Source organism: Streptomyces sp. NPDC052016, assembly GCF_044548445.1.
GTDB lineage: Bacteria > Actinomycetota > Actinomycetes > Streptomycetales > Streptomycetaceae > Streptomyces.
Genome location: NZ_JBIUBX010000055.1, coordinates 1 through 18,717, shown reverse-complemented (window position 1 = coordinate 18,717; position 18,717 = coordinate 1). Strand labels below are relative to the sequence as shown.

Sequence of the window (18,717 nt, the reverse complement as noted above, 5' to 3'; positions counted from 1 at the left end):
GTTGATAGGCCGGATCTGGAAGCACGGTAACGTGTGGAGGTGACCGGTACTAATAGGCCGAGGGCTTGTCCTCAGTTGCTCGCGTCCACTGTGTTAGTTCTGAGGCAACGACCGTTGCCGGCTTTGAGTGAAAACAAGTGAAGAGTGTGCTTGTTCGCTCGAAACCATTAGGGTTTCGGTGGTTATAGCGTGAGGGAAACGCCCGGTTACATTTCGAACCCGGAAGCTAAGCCTTACAGCGCCGATGGTACTGCAGGGGGGACCCTGTGGGAGAGTAGGACGCCGCCGAACAATCTTTGGGGAAGGACCCCTGGTCACCAGCGTTCAGCTGGGACCAGGGGTCCTTTCGCTGTTTCGGATGAGATACACCCATGAGCGCGCCGGGTACCCGGCTGCGCGAGAATGACTTGCGGTACCGCAGACAGGAGTCACCATGTCCACCAACTCTCCCGACGACCGACCGGAGCGCGACCCGCGGCGACGGGACAGTGGGGATCGCGGCGACCGTGGCGACCGTGGTCGTTTCCGCGGAGACCGTGGTGAGCGGTCCGACCGAGGTGGCTTCCGTCGCGACAACGACCGTGGTGGGTACGGCGGTTACGGTCGGCGCGATGATCGTCGTGACGACCGCGACCGCGGAGACCGCGGTGAGCGTGGTGATCGTGGCGGCTTCCGCCGTGACGACCGCCGCGACGACAGTCGCGGTGGCTACGGCCGCCGTGACGACAACCGCGGCGGTTACGGCAGGCGCGACGACCGCCGTGACGATCGGGGCTCGCGTCCGGCGTTCCAGCGTGACGACCGGGGTTCGCGTCCCGGGTTCCAGAGGGACGACCGGGACCGTGGATTCCGTCGGGACGACCGGGGAGACCGAGGCGACCGCCCCGCCTTCCGTCGGGACGACGACCGTGGGGGCTACGGCCGGCGGGACGACCACCGTGGCGGCTTCCGTCGTGACGACCGGCGCGACGATCGCCGTGATGATCGCCGTGACGACCGGGCCCGTGGTGAGCGTGGTGATCGCGGTGGCTTCCGCCGTGACGACCGCCGCGATGACCGTCGCGACGACAGCCGCGGTGGCTACGGCCGCCGTGATGACCGGGGCTTCCGCCGGGACGACCGTGGTGATCGTGATGACCGGGGCTTCCGCCGGGACGACCGTGGTGATCGCGGTGACCGGGGCGGATTCCGTCGGGACGACCGGCGTGACGACCGCCGCGACGAGCGGCGGGGTGACGATCGTGGGGACCGGGGTGGATTCCGGCGTGACGACAGCCGGGGCGGCGAGCGCGGTGGGTTCCGTGGGCGCGACGACCGTGGTGGCCGTGGTCCCCGCCGGGACGACCGTGGCGGCCGGCCCGGTGGTTTCCGGGGCCGTGACGGACGGGACGACCGGCGTGGCGGCGGACGGTTCCGTGACGAGCGGGACCGTGACCGGGACCGTGAGCCGATCAAGCGGCTGCCGATCCCGGAGGACGTCACCGGCGACGAGATCGACAAGGACGTACGCCAGGAGCTGCAGAGCCTGCCGAAGACACTCGCGGAGGACGTCGCCAAGAACCTGGTGATGGTCGCCCGGCTCATCGACGAGGACCCCGAGGGCGCCTACGGGTACTCCAAGGTGGCCCTGCGGCTGGCGTCCAGGGTCGCCGCCGTGCGGGAGGCGGCCGGCTTCGCCGCGTACGCCACCCAGAAGTACAGCGAGGCGCTCGCCGAGTTCCGTGCCGCCAAGCGGATGACCGGCTCCGTGGAGCTGTGGCCCGTCATGGCCGACTGCGAGCGGGGGCTCGGGCGGCCGGAGAAGGCGCTCGACATGGCGGGGGCGCCCGAGGTGCACAAGCTCGACAAGGCCGGCCAGGTGGAGATGCGGCTCGTGGCGGCCGGGGCCCGGCGGGACATGGGGCAGCTGGACGCGGCCATCGTGACGCTGCAGAGCCCGGAGCTGGCCTCCAACGCCGTTCAGCCGTGGACCGCGCGGCTGCGGTACGCGTACGCCGACGCGCTGCTGGCGGCCGGGCGGGATCGTGAGGCGCGGGAGTGGTTCGCGAAGGCCGTCGAGGCCGACCGCGACGGCAGCACCGACGCCTCCGACCGGCTGGCGGAGCTGGACGGTGTGGAGTTCGTCGACGCGCTGGACGAGGACGTGACCGAGGGCGGTCCGGCCGAGGACAAGGCCGGCGACGAGGACTGACGGGCTGAGAAAGGGGCGGGATTCCGGTGTGCCGGGGTCCCGCCCCTTTCGTGTGTCCGGGGGCAGTGGTTCAGAGGTCCAGGGCGCGCAGGACGAGGCCCGAGGCCGGTTTCGGGCCGAAGGACGTCGACTTGCGGGGCATCGTGACGCCCTGGCGGGCGAGGTCGCGGACGACCTCCTCGCGGACGGGGTGCAGCAGGACCGCCGTACCGCCGTCGCGTCGTGCCTTCTCGACCGTGGCGGCCGTGTCGTGGATGTAGGCGATGCGGGTGGGGTCGTCCTCCGGGATGTGCCACACGTGGTCGAGGAGCGTGGCGTGCAGGACCGTCGCGTCGAGGGTGCGCCAGGCCTGTGGGCGGTCGGCGGGGACCGTGCGGTCCAGGAGGGCCGGGTCCGGGCGGTCGAGGAGGTGGAAGGCGCCGTCGCCGGCCAGGAGGAAGGCGTTGCCCGCGCAGGCGGCGTCCGCCAGGGCGGCGAGCGCCTCCGGCAGGGGGACCTCCAGGCGGCGCACGCGGAACAGGCCCTCGACGGCGGCCAGGGCCTCCGCCACCGGCAGGCCGTGCAGGAGGCGGTGGATGGCGCGGACGCGCAGGGGGTAGCGGGCCGTGTCGACGAGGAGGACCAGGCCGTGGTCCCAGGGGCTGGGGGAGGGATGCTCCGCGCGCAGACGCCGGTAGGTCGCCCAGCGGTGGTGGCCGTCGGCGATCAGGGCCTGGTGGTGGGCGAGGTCCGCCTGGACGCGGGCCACGTCGGTGGGGTCGGTGATCGACCAGAGGCGGTGACTGTAGCCGTCCTCCGTGGTCGTGGAGAGGAGCGGGGGCTGCCGGACGGTGTGTTCCACGATCTCCGCCGCGGTGCCGTCGCCCCGGTAGGTGAGGAGGAGCGGTTCGAGGTTCGCGCAGGTGGCGCGCATCAGGGCCGCGCGGTCGGCGACGACGTGCGGCATGACGTCCTCGTGGGGCAGCACGATGCCGTCCGAGGGTTCGGAGACGCGCAGGGCGCCGATGAGGCCACGCTGGAGGATGCCGTCGCTGTGCCGCTGCTCGTAGACGTACAGGGCCGGCTCGGGGTCGGCCGTCATGACGCCCTCGGAGAGCCAGTGGCGCAGGGTGGTGGCGGCCTGTTCGTTGCGGGCGGTGGGGGTGGTGGCCTGGGGAAGGATCAGACGGACGATGTTGTGCGGGTCCGCGTCCTGGAGGTGGTGCAGGCCGTCGGGGCGGACCACGACGTCGTACGGCGGTGAGGTGACGGCGGCGAGACTCCCGACCCGGTGGGGGTCGTAGCGCAGGCCTCGGAACGGGGTGAGTTCCAGGCCTCGGGGCGCCGTTGCTTCCGAGTGACCTGCTGTGTTCATCTCGGCATCGTACGTGTGCCGGGGACGTGCGGGATGATCGAGGGACAAGCGAGTGAACGAGGAGCGATGCGGAATGAGCCGGAGCGTCAGGACGAGGCCCGAGGGCAGTGGGCAGGCCCTGAGCGAGGCGTACGACACGGCGCTGCTCGACCTGGACGGGGTGGTGTACGCGGGCGGGAGCGCGATCGTGCACGCCGTCGAGTCGCTGGCCACCGCGCGCGGGGGCGGGATGCATCTCGCGTACGTCACGAACAACGCGCTGCGGACGCCCGACGCGGTGGCCGCGCATCTGACCGAGCTGGGGATACCGACGGGCGCCGAGGACGTCATCACCTCTGCGCAGGCGGTGGCCCGGCTGATCAGTGAGCAGGTCCCGGCCGGGGCGCGGGTGCTGGTGGTCGGCGGGGAGGGCCTGCGGGTCGCGTTGCGCGAGCGCGGGCTGGTACCGGTCGAGTCGGCGGACGACGATCCGGCGGCCGTGGTGCAGGGCTACGGCGGCGCGGACCTGCCGTGGGGGCGGTTCGCGGAGGCGTCGTACGCCGTCGCGCGCGGGGTGCCGTGGTTCGCGTCGAACACGGACCTGACCATTCCCAGCGGGCGGGGGATCGCTCCGGGCAACGGGGCCGCGGTGGAGGTCGTGCGGATCGCGACCGGGGCCGAACCGCAGGTCGCGGGCAAGCCGTTGCCGCCCATGCACCGCGAGACGATCCTGCGCACGGGCGCCGAGCGGCCGTTGGTGGTGGGGGACCGGCTGGACACCGACATCGAGGGGGCGTTCAACGGGGAGGTGGACTCGCTGCTCGTCCTCACCGGTGTGACCGACGGTGCTCAGCTCCTCGCGGCGCCGCCGCAGCACCGGCCGACGTACGTCGACGCCGATCTGCGGGGTCTGCTCACCGGGCAGCCGGAGGTCACCGCGGACGGGGACGGTTTCCGGTGCGGGGGCTGGACGGTGCGGACGGGCGCCCTGGGGGTCCCGCCGCTGGAGCGCAGTCGGGAGCGGGGGAGCCTGGAACTGGAGGGGGAGGGCGACACCCTGGACGGGCTGCGGGCGTTGTGCGCGGCCGCCTGGACGGTGGCGGGTGAGGGTTCGTGCGCACTGGACGGGACGAAGGCACTCGCCCGATTGGGGCTGTGAGGCCGCCGGTGCCTCGCGGTCGTCCGCGCGCTGCCGACCTGTGAACGCGGCCGGAGCCGTGACCGGGGAGCGAGCTGGTTGGCAGGGTAGGCTAACCTAACTGCGTGTTGGTCGACAGTGTTCCCGAACAGCGCGCGGAGACCGCCCCCGCGCCCCCAACCCGCCGGGCGATACGTTCCCTCGGGTTGCTCGTCGCGGTCTTGGTCCTGCTGCTGGTGGCGGTGGCGAGCATCGCCATCGGGGCCAAGGAGCTGTCCCTCGCGCAGGTCTGGCACGGCCTGTTCGAGGACACGGGGACCTACGGCGACGTCGTCGTGGGCGAGCGGGTGTTGCGGATTGTGCTCGGGCTGCTCGTCGGGGCCGCGCTGGGGCTGTCCGGATCCGTGCTCCAGGCCCTCACACGCAACCCGCTGGCCGATCCCGGTCTGCTCGGCATCAACGCGGGCGCCTCGGCCGCGGTCGTCACCGCCATCACCTATCTCGGCGTCACGAGCCTGACGGGTTATGTGTGGTTCGCCTTCCTGGGCGCGGCCGCGGTCGGGGCGCTGGTCTGGTTCCTCGGCGGCAGCCGGGGTGCCACGCCCGTGCGCCTGGCGCTCGCCGGCACCGCGCTCAGCGCCGCGCTCTTCGGCTACGTCCAGGCCGTCATGATCATGGACAAGGCCGCGCTGGCCAGAATGCGGTTCTGGACGGTCGGTTCGCTGTCCTCGGCGACCGAGGACACCATCTGGCAGGTGCTGCCCTTCCTGGTGGCCGGCACGCTGCTGTCGTTCGCCGTGGCCCGGCCGCTGAACGCCATGGCCATGGGCGACGACACGGCCAAGGCGCTCGGCGCCCACCTCAACCGCACCCGGGCGCTGTCCATGCTCGCCGCCACCGTGCTGTGCGGCGCCGCGACCGCCGCCTGCGGGCCGATCGTGTTCGTCGGGTTGATGGTCCCGCACGTCGTCCGCTCCTTCACCGGCCCCGACATGCGCTGGATCATGCCGTTCGCGGCGATCCTGTCGCCGGTGCTGCTGCTCGGCTCCGACGTGCTCGGACGGGTCGTCGCCCGGCCGTCGGAGGTCCAGGTCGGCATCATCACCGCGATCATCGGCGGTCCGGTCTTCATCTTTCTCGTACGACGGCGGAGGACGGCCCAGCTGTGAAGACCGCATCCCACACCGCACCGGAGAACGGGCGGACCGGGCCGGCCACGCGGCCGGACGCCCGTACGCCCGGTGCTCCCCGTGCTCTGCGCACGCCCGGAGGCCTCTCCCTCCGGGTGGACACGCGTGCCCTGGTCGTCGTCGTGCTGCTGCTGGTCGCCGCGTGCGCCGCGAGTGTGGTGCTGATCGGCACCGGAGACTTCCCGATCCCGGCCGGCGACGTGCTGAGGACGCTGGCGGGCAACGGCACCGAGGGCCAGGAGTTCATCGTCAACGAGCTGCGGTTGCCGCGTATCCTCGTCGGGCTGCTGGTGGGCGCCGCGCTCGGGCTCGGCGGTGCGGTCTTCCAGGCCGTGTCGCGCAATCCGCTGGGCAGCCCCGACGTGCTCGGGCTCGGGCAGGGGGCGACGGCCGGCGCGCTCGTGGTGATCGTGCTGATGTCCGGCACCGCCAACCAGGTCGCCGTAGGGGCGCTCGTCGGCGGTCTGGTCACCGGCGCGGCCATCTACCTGCTCGCCTGGAAGCGGGGTGTGCACGGCTACCGGCTCGTGCTGGTCGGCATCGGCGTCTCGGCCATCGCCACCGCTGTCAACAGCTATCTGATCACCAAGGCCGATCTCGTCGACGCGGCCCGCGCGGTCGTGTGGATGACCGGTTCGCTCGACGGACGGGACTGGAAGCAGGTCTGGCCGCTGCTCGTCCTGGTCGGCGTGCTGGTGCCGCTGGTCCTGGCCAACGCGCGCGGGCTGCGGATGATGGAGATGGGCGACGACGTCTCCAACGCCCTCGGGGTGCGGGTGGAGCGCATACGGATGCTGCTGATGGTCGCCGCCGTGCTGCTCACCGCTGCCGCCACGGCCGCCGCGGGTCCCGTCGCCTTCGTGGCGCTCACCGCGCCGCAGCTCGCCCGGCGCCTGACGCGCTCGCCCGGACCGAACCTCGTGCCCGCCCTCTGCATGGGCGCCGCCCTCCTGGTCACCGCCGACTGGGCGGCCCAGCGCCTCTTCGGTGACGGACAGCTGCCCGTGGGCGTGGTCACCGGCGTGCTCGGCGGCGTCTACCTGCTGTGGCTGCTGGTCACCGAGCGCAGGGCGGGCCGGATATGAGCGCCACCACCCGTGTCAGCCACGGGCTGAACAACCAAAGGAGCACCGTGAACCGCCTGTCCGCCGAGAACGTCACCCTCGCCTACGACCAGCGGGTCATCGCCGAACAGCTGTCGGTGGAGATCCCCGACAACTCCTTCACCGTGATCGTCGGTCCCAACGCGTGCGGCAAGTCGACGCTCCTGCGGGCGCTGTCACGGATGCTGAAGCCGAGCGAGGGCAGGGTGCTGCTCGACGGGCAGGTCATCCAGTCGATGCCCGCCAAGAAGGTCGCGCGGACGCTGGGCCTGCTGCCGCAGTCCTCGATCGCGCCCGACGGCATCACCGTGGCCGACCTGGTCGGCCGGGGCCGCTACCCCCACCAGGGCATCCTGCGCCAGTGGTCGACGGAGGACGAGCGGGTGGTGCGGGAGTCGATGGCGCAGACCGGTGTCGCCGAACTCGCCGACCGGTACGTCGACGAGCTGTCCGGCGGTCAGCGGCAGCGCGTGTGGATCGCGATGGCGCTCGCCCAGCAGACCCCGCTGCTGCTGCTCGACGAGCCGACCACCTACCTCGACATCCAGCACCAGATCGACGTCCTCGACCTGTGCGCCGAACTGCACGAGGAGCAGGGCCGCACCCTGGTCGCCGTCCTGCACGACCTCAACCACGCCGCCCGGTACGCCACCCACCTCATCGCGTTGAAGGGCGGCGAGGTCATCGCGCAGGGCGCGCCGAACGACGTCGTCACGGCCGGGCTGGTCGAGGAGGTGTTCGGGCTGCGCTGCCAGGTCATCGACGACCCGGAGACGGGCACCCCGCTGGTGGTGCCGGCGGCGCGGAAGGCGCGCACGGGCGCGAAGGCCGACGCCCGGAAGGTGGCGGCCGCCGAGGCGTCCTGAGGTTCGGGCCCGCGGACCCCGCCCTGGAGCTCACAGCAGCTTCCGGAGGCGGAACAGGTCGCGCAGGCCCGCCTCCAGCCTCACCCGGCCCGAGCCCCACGCCTTCGCGAAGTGCAGCTCGCCGCCGACCAGCGCGACCAGGTCGTCGCCGGTCATGGTGAGCCGTATCTGGGCCTTCTCCCGCGGTGGTCCCGGCAGCGTGTCGTCGACCTCGATACGGCCGTCCGTGAGGCGGCCGACGAAGGTGACGTCCAGGTCGGTGATGCGGCAGCTCACCGAGCGGTCCATGGCGGCGGCCTCGCGGACGTCGCCCTCGGCGCCCCGCATGTTCTCCGCGAGCTTCTCCAGTGCGGCGCGGCACTCCTCGATCGTGGCCATCGCGGTCGACGGTACCCCAGCGGTTCGCGGTAGCGTCGGGGCATGAGCGACACAGTGCCGGAGACCGAGTCTCCGCAGGCGCCCGAGGAGCCCGAGGAGGCCGAGCGGGCCGGCGATGAGGCCGACCCGGCCGCCCCCGCGCCCCTGCACGTGACCCGCACCCCCACCGGCGACGCCGAGGTCGACGCCCACCTGGAGCGGCTGGCCGACGCCGACCACCTCGCCACGGACGGCCACGTGGAGGTGTACGAGGATGTACACAGGGGGCTGCGCGACGCGCTCACCGCGCTCGACGCCCGCCCGGGACCTCCGGCGCCCCCGTCTTCGTACGGCACTAGGAGCTGAACCGAAGGTGGCAGGAGTCGCACGTCGTCGTCTGGACGCGGAGCTGGTGCGCCGCAAGCTCGCGCGGTCGCGTGAGCATGCCGGCCAGCTGATCGCCGCGGGCCGGGTCACCGTCGGGAAGACCGTCGCGACCAAGTCGGCCACGCAGGTGGAGACCGCGGCGGCCATCGTCGTCGCCGTCGACGACAGCGATCCCGAGTACGTGTCGCGGGGCGGGCACAAGCTGGCCGGCGCGCTGGCCGTGTTCGTGCCGCAGGGGCTCGTCGTCGAGGGGCGGCGGGCGCTCGACGCCGGGGCGTCCACCGGGGGTTTCACGGACGTGCTGCTGCGGGCGGGCGCCGCGCACGTCGTCGCCGTCGACGTCGGATACGGACAACTCGCCTGGTCTCTCCAGAGTGATGAACGCGTCACCGTCAAGGATCGTACGAACGTACGCGAGTTGACGCTCGAAGCGATCGATGGGGAGCCAGTGGATCTTGTCGTGGGGGACTTGTCCTTCATCCCGCTCGGGCTGGTGCTGCCGGCCCTGGCGCGGTGCGCCGAGCCGGACGCCGATCTGGTGATGATGGTCAAGCCGCAGTTCGAGGTGGGGAAGGAACGGCTGGGCAGCGGGGGTGTCGTGCGCAGCCCGCAGCTACGGGCGGAAGCCGTGCGGGGCGTGGCCGAGAAGGCGTGGGAGCTGGGGCTCGGGGTGAAGGGGGTCACCGCGAGTCCGCTGCCCGGGCCGTCGGGCAACGTCGAGTACTTTCTGTGGCTCCGGGCCGGGGCGCCTGCTCTGGAGCCGGCGGATGTTGACCGTGCAGTGGCGGAGGGGCCGCGTTGACTCAGAACCGAGCTCGTACTGTTTTCCTGCTGGCCCACACGGGGCGGCCCGCCGCGATCCGCAGCGCGGAGCTCGTCGTGAAGGGGCTGCTGCGCGAGGGCATCGGCGTGCGCGTGCTGGAGTACGAGGCCGCCGATCTGCCCCTGCCGGACATGGTGGAGCTGGTCGGCGAGGCCACCCCGCAGTGTCTGGAGGGCTGTGAGCTGCTCATCGTCCTCGGCGGTGACGGCACGCTGCTGCGCGGCGCGGAGTTCGCGCGGGCGTCGGGGGTGCCGATGCTCGGCGTGAACCTCGGCAGTGTGGGGTTCCTCGCGGAGGCCGAGCGCGACGACCTCGACAAGGTCGTCGACCGGGTGGTGACGAAGGCGTACGAGGTCGAGGAGCGGATGACCGTCGACGTCGTCGTGCATCGCAACGGTGACATCGTGCACACGGACTGGGCGCTGAACGAGGCGGCGGTGCAGAAGGCCGGCGCGGAGAAGCTGCTCGAGGTGGTGCTGGAGATCGACGGGCGGCCGGTCACGGGCTTCGGGTGCGACGGGATCGTGCTGTCGACCCCGACCGGGTCCACGGCATACGCGTTCTCGGCGGGCGGGCCCGTGGTGTGGCCCGAGGTCGAGGCGCTGCTGATGGTGCCGATCAGCGCGCACGCGCTGTTCGCGAAGCCGTTGGTCACCTCGCCGAACTCGGTTCTCGCCGTGGAGCTGCTGCCGCACATCGCGCCGGGGGTCCTGTGGTGTGACGGGCGGCGCACCTTCGAGCTGCCTCCGGGGGCGCGGGTCGAGGTGCGGCGGGGGGCCGTGCCGGTGCGGCTGGCACGCCTGCACCACGCCCTGTTCACGGATCGGCTGGTGGCCAAGTTCGCCCTGCCCGTCTCCGGGTGGCGGGGGGCGCGGCACTAGGGGGTGTCCGCGAAGTCGCGTCGTCCGCCCGGAGGGCGGGGCCTGCGGCGTCTGGTGCGTGCTCTCGGCGTGCCGGGCGGACGCCCGCGTACTGGTCGTACTCGGGTGTTCGCCGGGTGCGGCGAGAGTGCGTGCCAGGTGTCGCGGGCCAGGCGAGACGTTGCGGACATCCCCTAGGGCCTGCCGTTCGTCCTGGCCGGGGGCAGCTCCACCCGCCCGGGTGACAGGGTGCCTCGCGCTTCCGCCGCAAGACCTCGTAAGGTCGTCTCCGTGTTGGAGGAGATGCGGATACGGTCGCTCGGTGTCATCGACGACGCGGTCGTCGAGCTGTCGCCCGGCTTCACCGCCGTCACGGGTGAGACGGGCGCGGGCAAGACCATGGTGGTCACCAGCCTCGGGCTGCTGCTGGGCGGGCGCGCCGATCCCGCGCTCGTGCGCATCGGCGCCGGCAAGGCGGTCGTCGAGGGGCGGATCGCCGTGCCCGCGGACGCGTCGGTGGTCGTGCGGGCCGAGGAGGCCGGGGCGGAGCTCGACGACGGGGCGTTGCTGATCAGCCGTACCGTTTCCGCCGAGGGGCGGTCGCGGGCGCACGTCGGCGGGCGGAGCGTGCCGGTGGGCGTGCTCGCCGACCTGGCCGACGAGCTCGTCGCCGTGCACGGGCAGACCGACCAGCAGGGGCTGCTGAAGCTGTCCCGGCAGCGGCAGGCGCTGGACCGGTACGCGGGCGACGCCGTCGCCGTGCCGCTCGCCAAGTACGCCGAGGCCTACCGGCGGCTGCGGGCGGTGTCCGCCGAGCTCGAGGAGATCACCACGCGTGCGCGTGAGCGGGCCCAGGAGGCCGACATGCTGCGCTACGGGCTCGACGAGATCGCGGGTGTGGAGCCGCGCGCCGGGGAGGACGCGGAGCTCGCGGAGGAGGCGGAGCGGCTCGGGCACGCCGAGGCGCTGTCGTCCGCCGCGACGGCCGCTCACGCCGCCCTGGCGGGCAATCCGGAGGACCCCGAGGGCATCGACGCCGCCACGCTCGTCGCGGGCGCTCAGCGGGCCCTGGAGGCCGTGCGGTCGCACGATCCGGCGCTGGCGGCGCTCGCCGACCGGATCGGGGAGATCGGCATCCTGCTGGGTGACGTGGCGGGTGAGCTGGCGGGGTACGCCGACGACCTCGACGCCGATCCGCTGCGGCTGGCGGCCGTGGAGGAGCGGCGGGCCGCGCTCACCGCGCTGACCCGGAAGTACGGGGAGGACGTCGCCGGCGTGCTGGCGTGGGCCGAGCGGGGCGCCGCGCGGCTGACCGAGCTGGACGGCGACGACGAGCGGCTGGACGAGCTGACCGCGGAGCGGGACGCGCTGCGGACCGAACTGGGCGGGCTGGCACAGGCGCTGACGGACGCGCGGACGGAGGCCGCCGAGCGGTTCGCCGCCGCCGTGACCGCCGAGCTGGCCTCGCTGGCCATGCCGCACGCGCGCGTGTCGTTCGAGATCCGGCAGACGGAGGACCCGGAGGGCGTGGAGGTCGGCGGGCGCACGGTCGCCTACGGGCCGTCCGGCGTCGACGAGGTAGAGCTGCTGCTCGCCCCGCATCCGGGAGCCCCCCCGCGGCCGATCGCCAAGGGCGCCTCCGGCGGTGAGCTCTCGCGCGTGATGCTGGCCGTCGAGGTGGTGTTCGCCGGGACGGATCCCGTGCCGACGTACCTCTTCGACGAGGTCGACGCCGGTGTCGGCGGCAAGGCCGCGGTGGAGATCGGGCGGCGGCTGGCGCGGCTCGCGAAGACCGCGCAGGTCGTCGTGGTCACGCACCTCCCGCAGGTCGCCGCGTTCGCCGACCGGCAGCTGCTGGTGGAGAAGACGAACGACGGCTCGGTGACCCGCTCCGGCGTGAAGGTCCTCGAGGGCGAGGAGCGCGTCCGGGAGCTGTCCCGGATGCTCGCCGGGCAGGAGGACTCCGAGACGGCTCGGGCCCACGCGGAGGAACTGCTGGCGACGGCGCGCGCGGACGCCTGACGCACGGCCGCCGGTGCCGGACCGGCGGGAGAGGGGCGGTGACCCGCGGGGTCCCGCCCCTTCCGCGGTTCCGGGCTCCCTAGGGTTGTCCCATGATCGTACTCAGGGGCAGGGGTGCCGTGTGCGCCCTCGCGGCCGGTGTCACACGCGCGGGGCTCGCCGCGCTGCGGAAGGCGGCGCCGGGCGGGCGTGAGCGCTGGGAGCGGGAGAACTTCGCCGGGCGGACCGTCGAGTTGTACTCCGGGCCGGCCGCGGTCGTCGGGGCCGTACTGGGGGCGGCTCGGGTGCGGCCGGCCGTGGGTGGTGCGGTGCTGGTCGCGGGGTTGTGCGGGGCGTACGACGACGTCGTCGGCGCGGGGGATCCGCGGCGGGGGTTCCGGGCGCACCTGGGGGCGCTGCGCGAGGGTGAGGTCACCAGCGGTGCGGTCAAGCTGGTGGGGATCTCCGCGGCCGGGCTGGCGGCTGGGGTGCTGTTGAAGGAGCGGCCGCTGGACAGGCTGCTCGCCGGAGTGGTGATCGCGGGGGCCGCGCACTTCGTCAACCTCGTGGACGTACGGCCCGGCCGGGCCGCCGGTGCCGTGCTCGCGGCGGCGGCGCCCGGGCTGGTGCGGGCGGGGGCGGCGGGGGAGCTGTCCGCGGTGGCGGCCGGGGTCGCGGGCGCCGTGCTGCCGGACGATCTCGGTGGGCGCGCGATGCTCGGGGACACCGGGGCGCACGCGCTCGGCGCGCTGCTCGGCGCGGCGGTCGTGGTGGGCAACCGGAGGGCGGGGCTGGTCGCGCACGCGGCCGCCGTGGTGGCCGCTGCGGCGTGCGGGGAGCGGGTGAGCGAGGTCGCGCGGTCCCTGACGCTCCGGGGGGTCTGACCGCAATCGAACGGAACCCTGGCTTCCTTCACTCGTGTGAGTGACCTGCGGGGCCGTGTTGCCGGAACCCCGGCCGCTCGGCGGCACGGAACACCCGTACGTGCTGGCATCCTTGGCGTAGGACGTGGAGGAGCAGAGCGGTCCACCCCTCCGCCCCACCCTCCGCCCGAGCCCCCTTCCGTACATTCCTTCGTGACCGTCCGATGCCGAACCAGGAGCCCCGGCCACGTGAGCAGCCACTCACCGCACGGCCAGTCGCCGCTGCGCACCGTGCAGGTGCTGGGCGGTGGCAACGCCGGCAGCAGCGCCCATGTGCGCTCCCTGGCCGCGGGGCTCGTCGCGAGGGGCGTGCGAGTGACGGTGTGCGCCCCCATGGAGGCCGATCACACCTACGACTTCACGGGCGCCGGAGCCGAACACGTCCCCGTCCCCCGCAGCAGCGATCCGGCGTCGGTGGCGGCGCTCCGGGCGGCCTGCACGGACGCCGACCTCGTCCACGCGCACGGGCTGCACGCCTCCTTCCGGGCCGTGCTCGCGCTCGGCGGGCGGCGCACCCCGCTCGTCGTCACCTGGCACAACCGGGCGTACGCCGAGGGCGCGCGCGCCCATCTGCTGCGCCTGCTGGAGCGGCGGGTGGCCAGAGCGGCCGCCGTCGTGCTCGGAACCACGTCCGACCTGGTGGACCGGGCCCGTAGGACGGGCGCGCGGGACGCCCGGCTGGCCGCGGTGGCGCTTCCCGGACCCCGATCCGCCGAGCCGGACCCCGACCGGCCCCGCTCCAAGGCGCGGGCCGAACTCGGCGCGATCGGCCGCCCGCTGCTGATGGCCGTCGGCTCCCTGGAGCGCCACCGCGGCTACGACGTCCTGCTGGACGCCTCCCGCGCGTGGCGCAGCCTGGACCCCGTGCCCCTCGTCGTGGTCGCGGGCGAGGGGCCGCTGCGGCCGGAGTTGCAGCGCCGTATCGAGGACGAGGAGCTGCCCGTGCGGCTCGTCGGGCGGCGGGACGACGTGAGCGAACTGCTGGGCGCGGCCGATCTCGCCCTGCTCACCGGCGGGGAGGAGTCACGGTCCGTCCTGGCGCAGGAGGCCCTCCACGCGCGCGTGCCGCTCGTCGCCGCCCAGGCGGGCGGCGTCCGCGAACTCGTCGGCGACGCGGCCGAACTCGTCCCGCGCGGCGACGCGGACGCCCTCGCCGACGCCGTCGTCCGGCTGCTCGCCGACCCCGGACGGTGCGAGCAGCTCCGCGACCTGGGCACCCGGCAGGCGGCCACCTGGCCGAGCGAGGACGAGACCGTCGCCCAGGTGCTCAGCGTCTACGACGAGTTGACGCAGCCTCGGCCGATGATCTGAGCCGGACTCGAAGAACTGCGGCGCGGGCCGGGGCGAGGGCGTCGAGCAGGCCCGGGAAGGCCTTGTTCCATGCGGCGTGGTGCGTTCACGCGTGAGGTGCCTACGGGGCGTCCGGTGCGCGTGCCGACGAGACCCGCTCCATGGCCCGCGCCACGGCGCCTCCGCGCCGCCCGCACCGACGACCCCTCGGACCTCGCCCGGCTGCGGGAACTGCCCGCGGGAGGCCGGGGAGAGTTGGTCGATGCCGTGCGGACGGTGCTGGCGCAGGGCGAGCCGTACGGGCGGGGCGGAATGATGCCGGATCAGGCCTGCCTCGCGCGGCACCTTGAAGTGGTGCGGGGCGGTCGGCTTGCCGCGGGCCGGCTCGACTTCGCGGCAGGCCATGTCCCGGCCGGTGACGTCCGGTTGGGTGGCGACGCTTCCTCGGGGACACCGCCGAGGCGGGCTGGCGGCCGGCTGGGGTGAGGGGGCCGGGGACTCGGCGGAGGCGGTCAGGCGGCCTCTCCCCGAGGTGGATGGCGCGTCGCCGTCGGCGGCGGACGGCGTGACGCGTCACATGTGTTGTCTGTCGGCCGGTGGCTCACGGTACGAGTCGGCGAGCCCGCAGGGCCAGGCTCAGGGCCAGAACCGTCTGCGGGTCGTCCAGGTCCGTGCCCAGCAACTCGCCGATGCGCGCGAGACGGTTGTACAGCGTCTGGCGGTTGAGGTGGAGTTCGCGGGCCGTCTCCGCCTTGCGGCCCGCGTGGGCCAGGTAGGTCTCCAGGGTGGGCAGCAGGGGCGGCTTGGAGCGGTGGTCGTGGTCGCGGACCGGGCCGATCGCGCGGTCCACGAAGGCCGCCAGGTCGGGGTGGCCGCGCAGGCGCCACAGAAGCAGGTCGATGTCCAGGCGGCGGGCGTCGTACCAGGGACGCTCCGACAGGCCCTGCGCCGCCGTCGCCGTCTCCGCCGCGTGCCGCAGGCCCGCCGAGGCCGCCGCCCAGCCGCCCGCGACCCCGACCACCACGACCGGCGGCTGGGCCCCCGGCCGCTGGATGCCGGCCCGCTCCACCCCCGCCCGCAGCGCCGCCGCGACCCGGTCCGCCACCGCCGACCGCTCCGACTCCGAGCGCAGGCCGAGCAGCAACGGCACGCGGCCCTCCACCGGCCGCACGCCGAGCAGGACCGGCACCCCCACCGACGCCAGCTCCTCCGCCACCGCCCGCGCCAGCACCGCCCAGCCGCCGCCCGGGGAGAGTACGTCGCCCAGCCGCATGACGACCGGCAGCAGCGGGCCGGCGCCGGGCCTGAAGCCCAGGACGCGCGCCTGCGCGGGAGCGTCCTCCGCGCTGATCCGGCCCTCCGCGAGGTCGGTCAGGAAGTCGCCGCGGCCGCGCGCAGCCAGTTCCTCCTCCTGGCGCGCCTGCATCAGGACGACCGCCAGGATCCCGGCCGCCCGCTCGGCGGCGATCCGGTGCACCGGAGCGAGCGGGGCGCGCACCGGCAGCAGTACGAGCCGGGCGCGCACCGAACCCGTCCCCGGCCCGCCCCCGGGCACGTCCACGAGTACCGAACCGGCAGGCGGCGGCGCGTCCTTGTGCGGTCCGCGCAGCCCCTCCCACACCTGGAGCGGATCCGCCCCCTCCGGTCCTGCCCCGGCGGCGTACAGCAACTGGCCGTCGGTGGTCTCCAGGAAGACCGGGTTGCCGCTGAAGTCGGCCAGGATCCCCAGTACCTGGGGGACCCCGCCGCCGCCCAGCAGGGCCTCGGTGCAGCGGCGGTGCACCTCCTCCGCCCGCTGGAGCAGCGCGTAGTGGCCGTTGACGATCTCGGTGTGGATCTCCTCCGTCACCGTCACGAACGGCACCTCACGGTGGAGTTGGACCAGGGGGAGGCCGGTCGCCCGAGCCGTCTCCACCACGGCCGACGGCAGGCGCGCGAAGCGCGGGCCCAGCTCGATCACCAGCGCCGCGATGCCCCGCTCGGCCAGGGTGCGGACGAACGCCCGCTGCTCTGCCGGACGGGTGCCGAGGCCGTAGCCCGTGGTCAGCAGCAGCTCGCCGCCCTTCAGCAGGGAGGCGATGTTCGGGACCTCGCCCGCGTGCACCCAGCGCACGGTCCGCCCCAGCCGGTCGGCACCCGCGAGGATCTCGGGCAGCCCGCTGCGCAGGCCGGGCAGCTCCAGGGCACGCTGCACGGTGATGCCGGCGCCGTGGCTGTCGAATCGGTGGTCCGTGCGGCTGTCCATGCAGCGGACGCTACCTGCGCGGACGCGCCGGCGACATCTCCGCGGTGGTTACGGAGACGATCACCGGAACGCCTTCGTGGCCAACGCTTCGCGCCGCACGCGGACATACGGGTGCGCAAGGCGACGGCGCCGCCGTGCCCGTCGCCCACCCCCTTCCCGGCCAGGCGGGCGTCGAGCGGCACGGCCCGCCGCGCCACGCCCGCGAGGAGGGGAGGGGCACGGTCGACCCGGGCGGACCGGCCGGTGCCCATCCAGGCGGTGGCGGAACGGCCGCTGGCGAACCGGCCCGTCGTGGGTTGGGTCGGTCCGTCGTCGTCGGCGGCGGTCATCGGTCCTCGGTCGGCCGTCGTCGGCTTCGGTCGACGGGAGGCGGTCGGGGAGTGCGGGCCGACGGCTCGCTCTCAGAGTGGCTTGATGTTGTGGTTGAAGCGGAACACGTTGTCGGGGTCGTAGCGCCGTTTCAGCTCGCCCAGACGGCGGGTGTTCTCGGCGCCGACGCCGGCCACGACCCGCTCGGCGCCCTCGTCGCCGATGAAGTTGAGGTACACGTCTCCGGTGCTCCACGGGCGGGCGTCGGCGCGCACGTCCCGGACCCACTGCACACACCTCTCGTCGTCCGCCGCGTCCTCCCAGATCCCGAAGGGGTGCACCACCCACGGGGCGTCCCGGAACGGCACCGGGTACGTGCGCGGCCCGGCGGCGATCGCCCCGCCCTGCGGGAACAGCGCGTGCTGGGTGCCGGTCGGCACCGGCATGGACCGCGCGCGGGCGCAGAAGACGTCCACGAAGTCGTCGGGCACGCCCGTCAGGTACTCCGCCGACCAGTGGTTCCGCATCCCGGGCGGGACGTCGATCATGCACTGCACGTCCGCGTACGGCATCGCGCCGACGATCTCCGCCTCGTGCGGCAGCGCCAGCAGCGGTTCGGCCAGCTTGCGCAGGCCCCCCTCGGCACCGGCGTACGTCAGCAGCACCGCGCACACCAGCGTGCCGATCAGATGCGGCGGGACGAAGTCCTCGGGCGGGCCGGTGAGGAAGAGTACGGTGCCGCCCGCCTCGTCGGGACCCGCGGTGATCACGTCCCGGTAGGTGCGGACGACCTCGGGGCCGGAGTGCGGGAGGTACAGCACCAGCGCGATGCAGAACTCGGGCAGCTCGTGCAGCTCCAGGGTGAGCGCGGTGGCGATGCCGAAGTTGCCGCCGCCTCCGTGCAGGGCCCAGAACAGGTCGGGGTTCTCGTCGGCGTTCGCGTGGACCCGCTCACCGTCCGCGGTGACCAGCTCCACGCCGAGCAGGTTGTCGACCGCCAGCCCGCAGCAGCGGTCCAGCCAGCCGGTGCCGCCGCCCAGGACGAAGCCGCCGACGCCGGTGGTGGAGGCCCGGCCGCCGGTCGTGGCGAGACCGTGGGGCTGGGTGGCGCGGTCCAGGTCGCTCATCGTGGCGCCGCCCGCGATCCGTACTGCCTCGGCCGCCGGATCGACGGTGACCGCGCGCATGTGCCGCAGGTCGACCACCAGACCGGCGTCGTTCACGGCCATGCCCGCCACGCTGTGTCCGCCGCCGCGCACCGCGACCTTCAGGTCCAGGTCGCGCGCGAACCGCACGGCCCGGACGACGTCGTCCTCGTCCACGCACTGCGCGATCACCGCCGGACGCCGGTCGATCATCGCGTTGAACACGGCCCGCGCCTCGTCGTAGCCCCAGTCCCCGGGGGCGAACACGTCGCCGGTCAGATCCTCGCGCAGCGCGGTGAGCGCCGCGCCCGCCTTCGACGGGGAGGCCATGGGGCGCCCCCTTCCGTACAGGGGCCTGATGGCTCCCAGCCTAGGGGCGCCCGCGCAGTCTCGCCCGGCCCGCCCTCCGGGCGAGACGACGCGACTTTGCGACACCCCTAGGCGTCGCGGGCAACCCCACCCCTAGATGAATGAGTCCGATGTTTGCGCTGGCCGCGACCATGGCGAAGGGCGCCCGTTGGCCTGGTTGTGACTCCTTGCCTGGACGCCCTTCTGG

General features: G+C 73.8%; 17 protein-coding genes and 2 rRNA genes. 15 read left to right on the top strand and 4 right to left on the bottom strand.

Translation table 11 applies throughout. The annotated features are described in order from the left end of the window. From ACIHAR_RS39305 to ACIHAR_RS39290, 4 genes are all read left to right on the top strand, one after another. Window positions 1–73: ribosomal RNA gene (locus tag ACIHAR_RS39305) — 23S ribosomal RNA — on the top strand; the annotation flags it as partial. A gap of 101 nt (window positions 74–174) precedes the next feature. Further along, window positions 175–291 (top strand): 5S ribosomal RNA (gene rrf, locus ACIHAR_RS39300). Window positions 292–371: 80 nt separating this feature from the next. Beyond that, window positions 372–1,568: a hypothetical protein gene (locus ACIHAR_RS39295; RefSeq protein ID WP_400024062.1), complete on the top strand. Its 1,197-nt coding sequence runs from the start codon at window positions 372–374 to the stop codon at window positions 1,566–1,568. Continuing rightward, entirely contained in the window at window positions 1,460–2,191 is a 732-nt protein-coding gene (locus ACIHAR_RS39290) for a hypothetical protein (RefSeq protein ID WP_400024061.1), read from the top strand. Before ACIHAR_RS39295 ends, ACIHAR_RS39290 begins: the two co-directional genes overlap by 109 nt. Before the next feature lie 70 nt (window positions 2,192–2,261). Here ACIHAR_RS39290 and ACIHAR_RS39285 read toward each other — a convergent pair whose 3' ends face one another. After that, a complete protein-coding gene (locus tag ACIHAR_RS39285; RefSeq protein WP_400024055.1) occupies window positions 2,262–3,545 on the bottom strand; it encodes a DUF1015 domain-containing protein in 1,284 nt (427 codons plus the stop codon). Between the two features lie 73 nt (window positions 3,546–3,618). On the opposite strand from ACIHAR_RS39285, the gene ACIHAR_RS39280 reads away from it, so the two are divergent. The 4 genes from ACIHAR_RS39280 (at window position 3,619) to ACIHAR_RS39265 (ending at window position 7,821) form a co-directional block, all read left to right on the top strand. Further along, window positions 3,619–4,683 (top strand): HAD hydrolase-like protein, encoded by a 1,065-nt coding sequence (locus tag ACIHAR_RS39280; protein ID WP_365472136.1) that lies wholly within the window; start codon window positions 3,619–3,621, stop codon window positions 4,681–4,683. Window positions 4,684–4,787: 104 nt separating this feature from the next. Then, window positions 4,788–5,831 carry a FecCD family ABC transporter permease gene (locus ACIHAR_RS39275; protein ID WP_400024054.1) on the top strand — a complete coding sequence of 348 codons (1,044 nt, stop codon included), beginning with the start codon at window positions 4,788–4,790 and terminating at the stop codon, window positions 5,829–5,831. 86 nt (window positions 5,832–5,917) lie between these two features. After that, the gene (locus tag ACIHAR_RS39270) at window positions 5,918–6,937 is read left to right on the top strand and encodes a FecCD family ABC transporter permease (RefSeq protein ID WP_400024058.1); all 1,020 of its coding nucleotides are present in this window, start codon (window positions 5,918–5,920) and stop codon (window positions 6,935–6,937) included. After that, window positions 6,934–7,821, top strand: coding sequence for an ABC transporter ATP-binding protein (locus ACIHAR_RS39265; protein ID WP_365472130.1), 888 nt, complete (start codon window positions 6,934–6,936; stop codon window positions 7,819–7,821). The genes ACIHAR_RS39270 and ACIHAR_RS39265 overlap by 4 nt, the downstream gene beginning before the upstream one ends. Window positions 7,822–7,851: 30 nt before the next feature. On the opposite strand, the gene ACIHAR_RS39260 is transcribed toward ACIHAR_RS39265, so the two are convergent. Continuing rightward, on the bottom strand, window positions 7,852–8,199 hold the full coding sequence (locus tag ACIHAR_RS39260; RefSeq protein WP_365472127.1) for an SCP2 sterol-binding domain-containing protein: 348 nt from the start codon (window positions 8,197–8,199) through the stop codon (window positions 7,852–7,854). 42 nt (window positions 8,200–8,241) lie between these two features. Between ACIHAR_RS39260 and ACIHAR_RS39255 the strand changes: the two genes are divergently transcribed. From ACIHAR_RS39255 to ACIHAR_RS39225, 7 genes are all read left to right on the top strand, one after another. Continuing rightward, window positions 8,242–8,544: a hypothetical protein gene (locus ACIHAR_RS39255; protein ID WP_365472124.1), complete on the top strand. Its 303-nt coding sequence runs from the start codon at window positions 8,242–8,244 to the stop codon at window positions 8,542–8,544. 7 nt (window positions 8,545–8,551) lie between these two features. Continuing rightward, window positions 8,552–9,367 carry a TlyA family RNA methyltransferase gene (locus ACIHAR_RS39250; protein ID WP_365472121.1) on the top strand — a complete coding sequence of 272 codons (816 nt, stop codon included), beginning with the start codon at window positions 8,552–8,554 and terminating at the stop codon, window positions 9,365–9,367. Beyond that, the gene (locus ACIHAR_RS39245; protein ID WP_365472118.1) at window positions 9,364–10,269 is read left to right on the top strand and encodes an NAD kinase; all 906 of its coding nucleotides are present in this window, start codon (window positions 9,364–9,366) and stop codon (window positions 10,267–10,269) included. Before ACIHAR_RS39250 ends, ACIHAR_RS39245 begins: the two co-directional genes overlap by 4 nt. A 282-nt stretch (window positions 10,270–10,551) precedes the next feature. Further along, window positions 10,552–12,270 (top strand): DNA repair protein RecN, encoded by a 1,719-nt coding sequence (gene recN, locus ACIHAR_RS39240; RefSeq protein WP_400024057.1) that lies wholly within the window; start codon window positions 10,552–10,554, stop codon window positions 12,268–12,270. A 92-nt stretch (window positions 12,271–12,362) separates the two neighbouring features. Continuing rightward, window positions 12,363–13,133 carry a hypothetical protein gene (locus ACIHAR_RS39235; protein ID WP_400024051.1) on the top strand — a complete coding sequence of 257 codons (771 nt, stop codon included), beginning with the start codon at window positions 12,363–12,365 and terminating at the stop codon, window positions 13,131–13,133. Between the two features lie 228 nt (window positions 13,134–13,361). Beyond that, on the top strand, window positions 13,362–14,483 hold the full coding sequence (locus ACIHAR_RS39230) for a glycosyltransferase family 4 protein (RefSeq protein WP_365472115.1): 1,122 nt from the start codon (window positions 13,362–13,364) through the stop codon (window positions 14,481–14,483). Window positions 14,484–14,552: 69 nt separating this feature from the next. Further along, window positions 14,553–14,948: a DUF5682 family protein gene (locus ACIHAR_RS39225; RefSeq protein ID WP_400024049.1), complete on the top strand. Its 396-nt coding sequence runs from the start codon at window positions 14,553–14,555 to the stop codon at window positions 14,946–14,948. A gap of 115 nt (window positions 14,949–15,063) precedes the next feature. Here ACIHAR_RS39225 and ACIHAR_RS39220 read toward each other — a convergent pair whose 3' ends face one another. Both ACIHAR_RS39220 and ACIHAR_RS39215 read right to left on the bottom strand, forming a co-directional pair. Beyond that, window positions 15,064–16,707 (bottom strand): PucR family transcriptional regulator, encoded by a 1,644-nt coding sequence (locus ACIHAR_RS39220; protein ID WP_400024047.1) that lies wholly within the window; start codon window positions 16,705–16,707, stop codon window positions 15,064–15,066. Between the two features lie 401 nt (window positions 16,708–17,108). Beyond that, entirely contained in the window at window positions 17,109–18,491 is a 1,383-nt protein-coding gene (locus tag ACIHAR_RS39215) for an FAD-binding protein (RefSeq protein WP_400024045.1), read from the bottom strand. Window positions 18,492–18,717 lie beyond the last annotated feature (226 nt).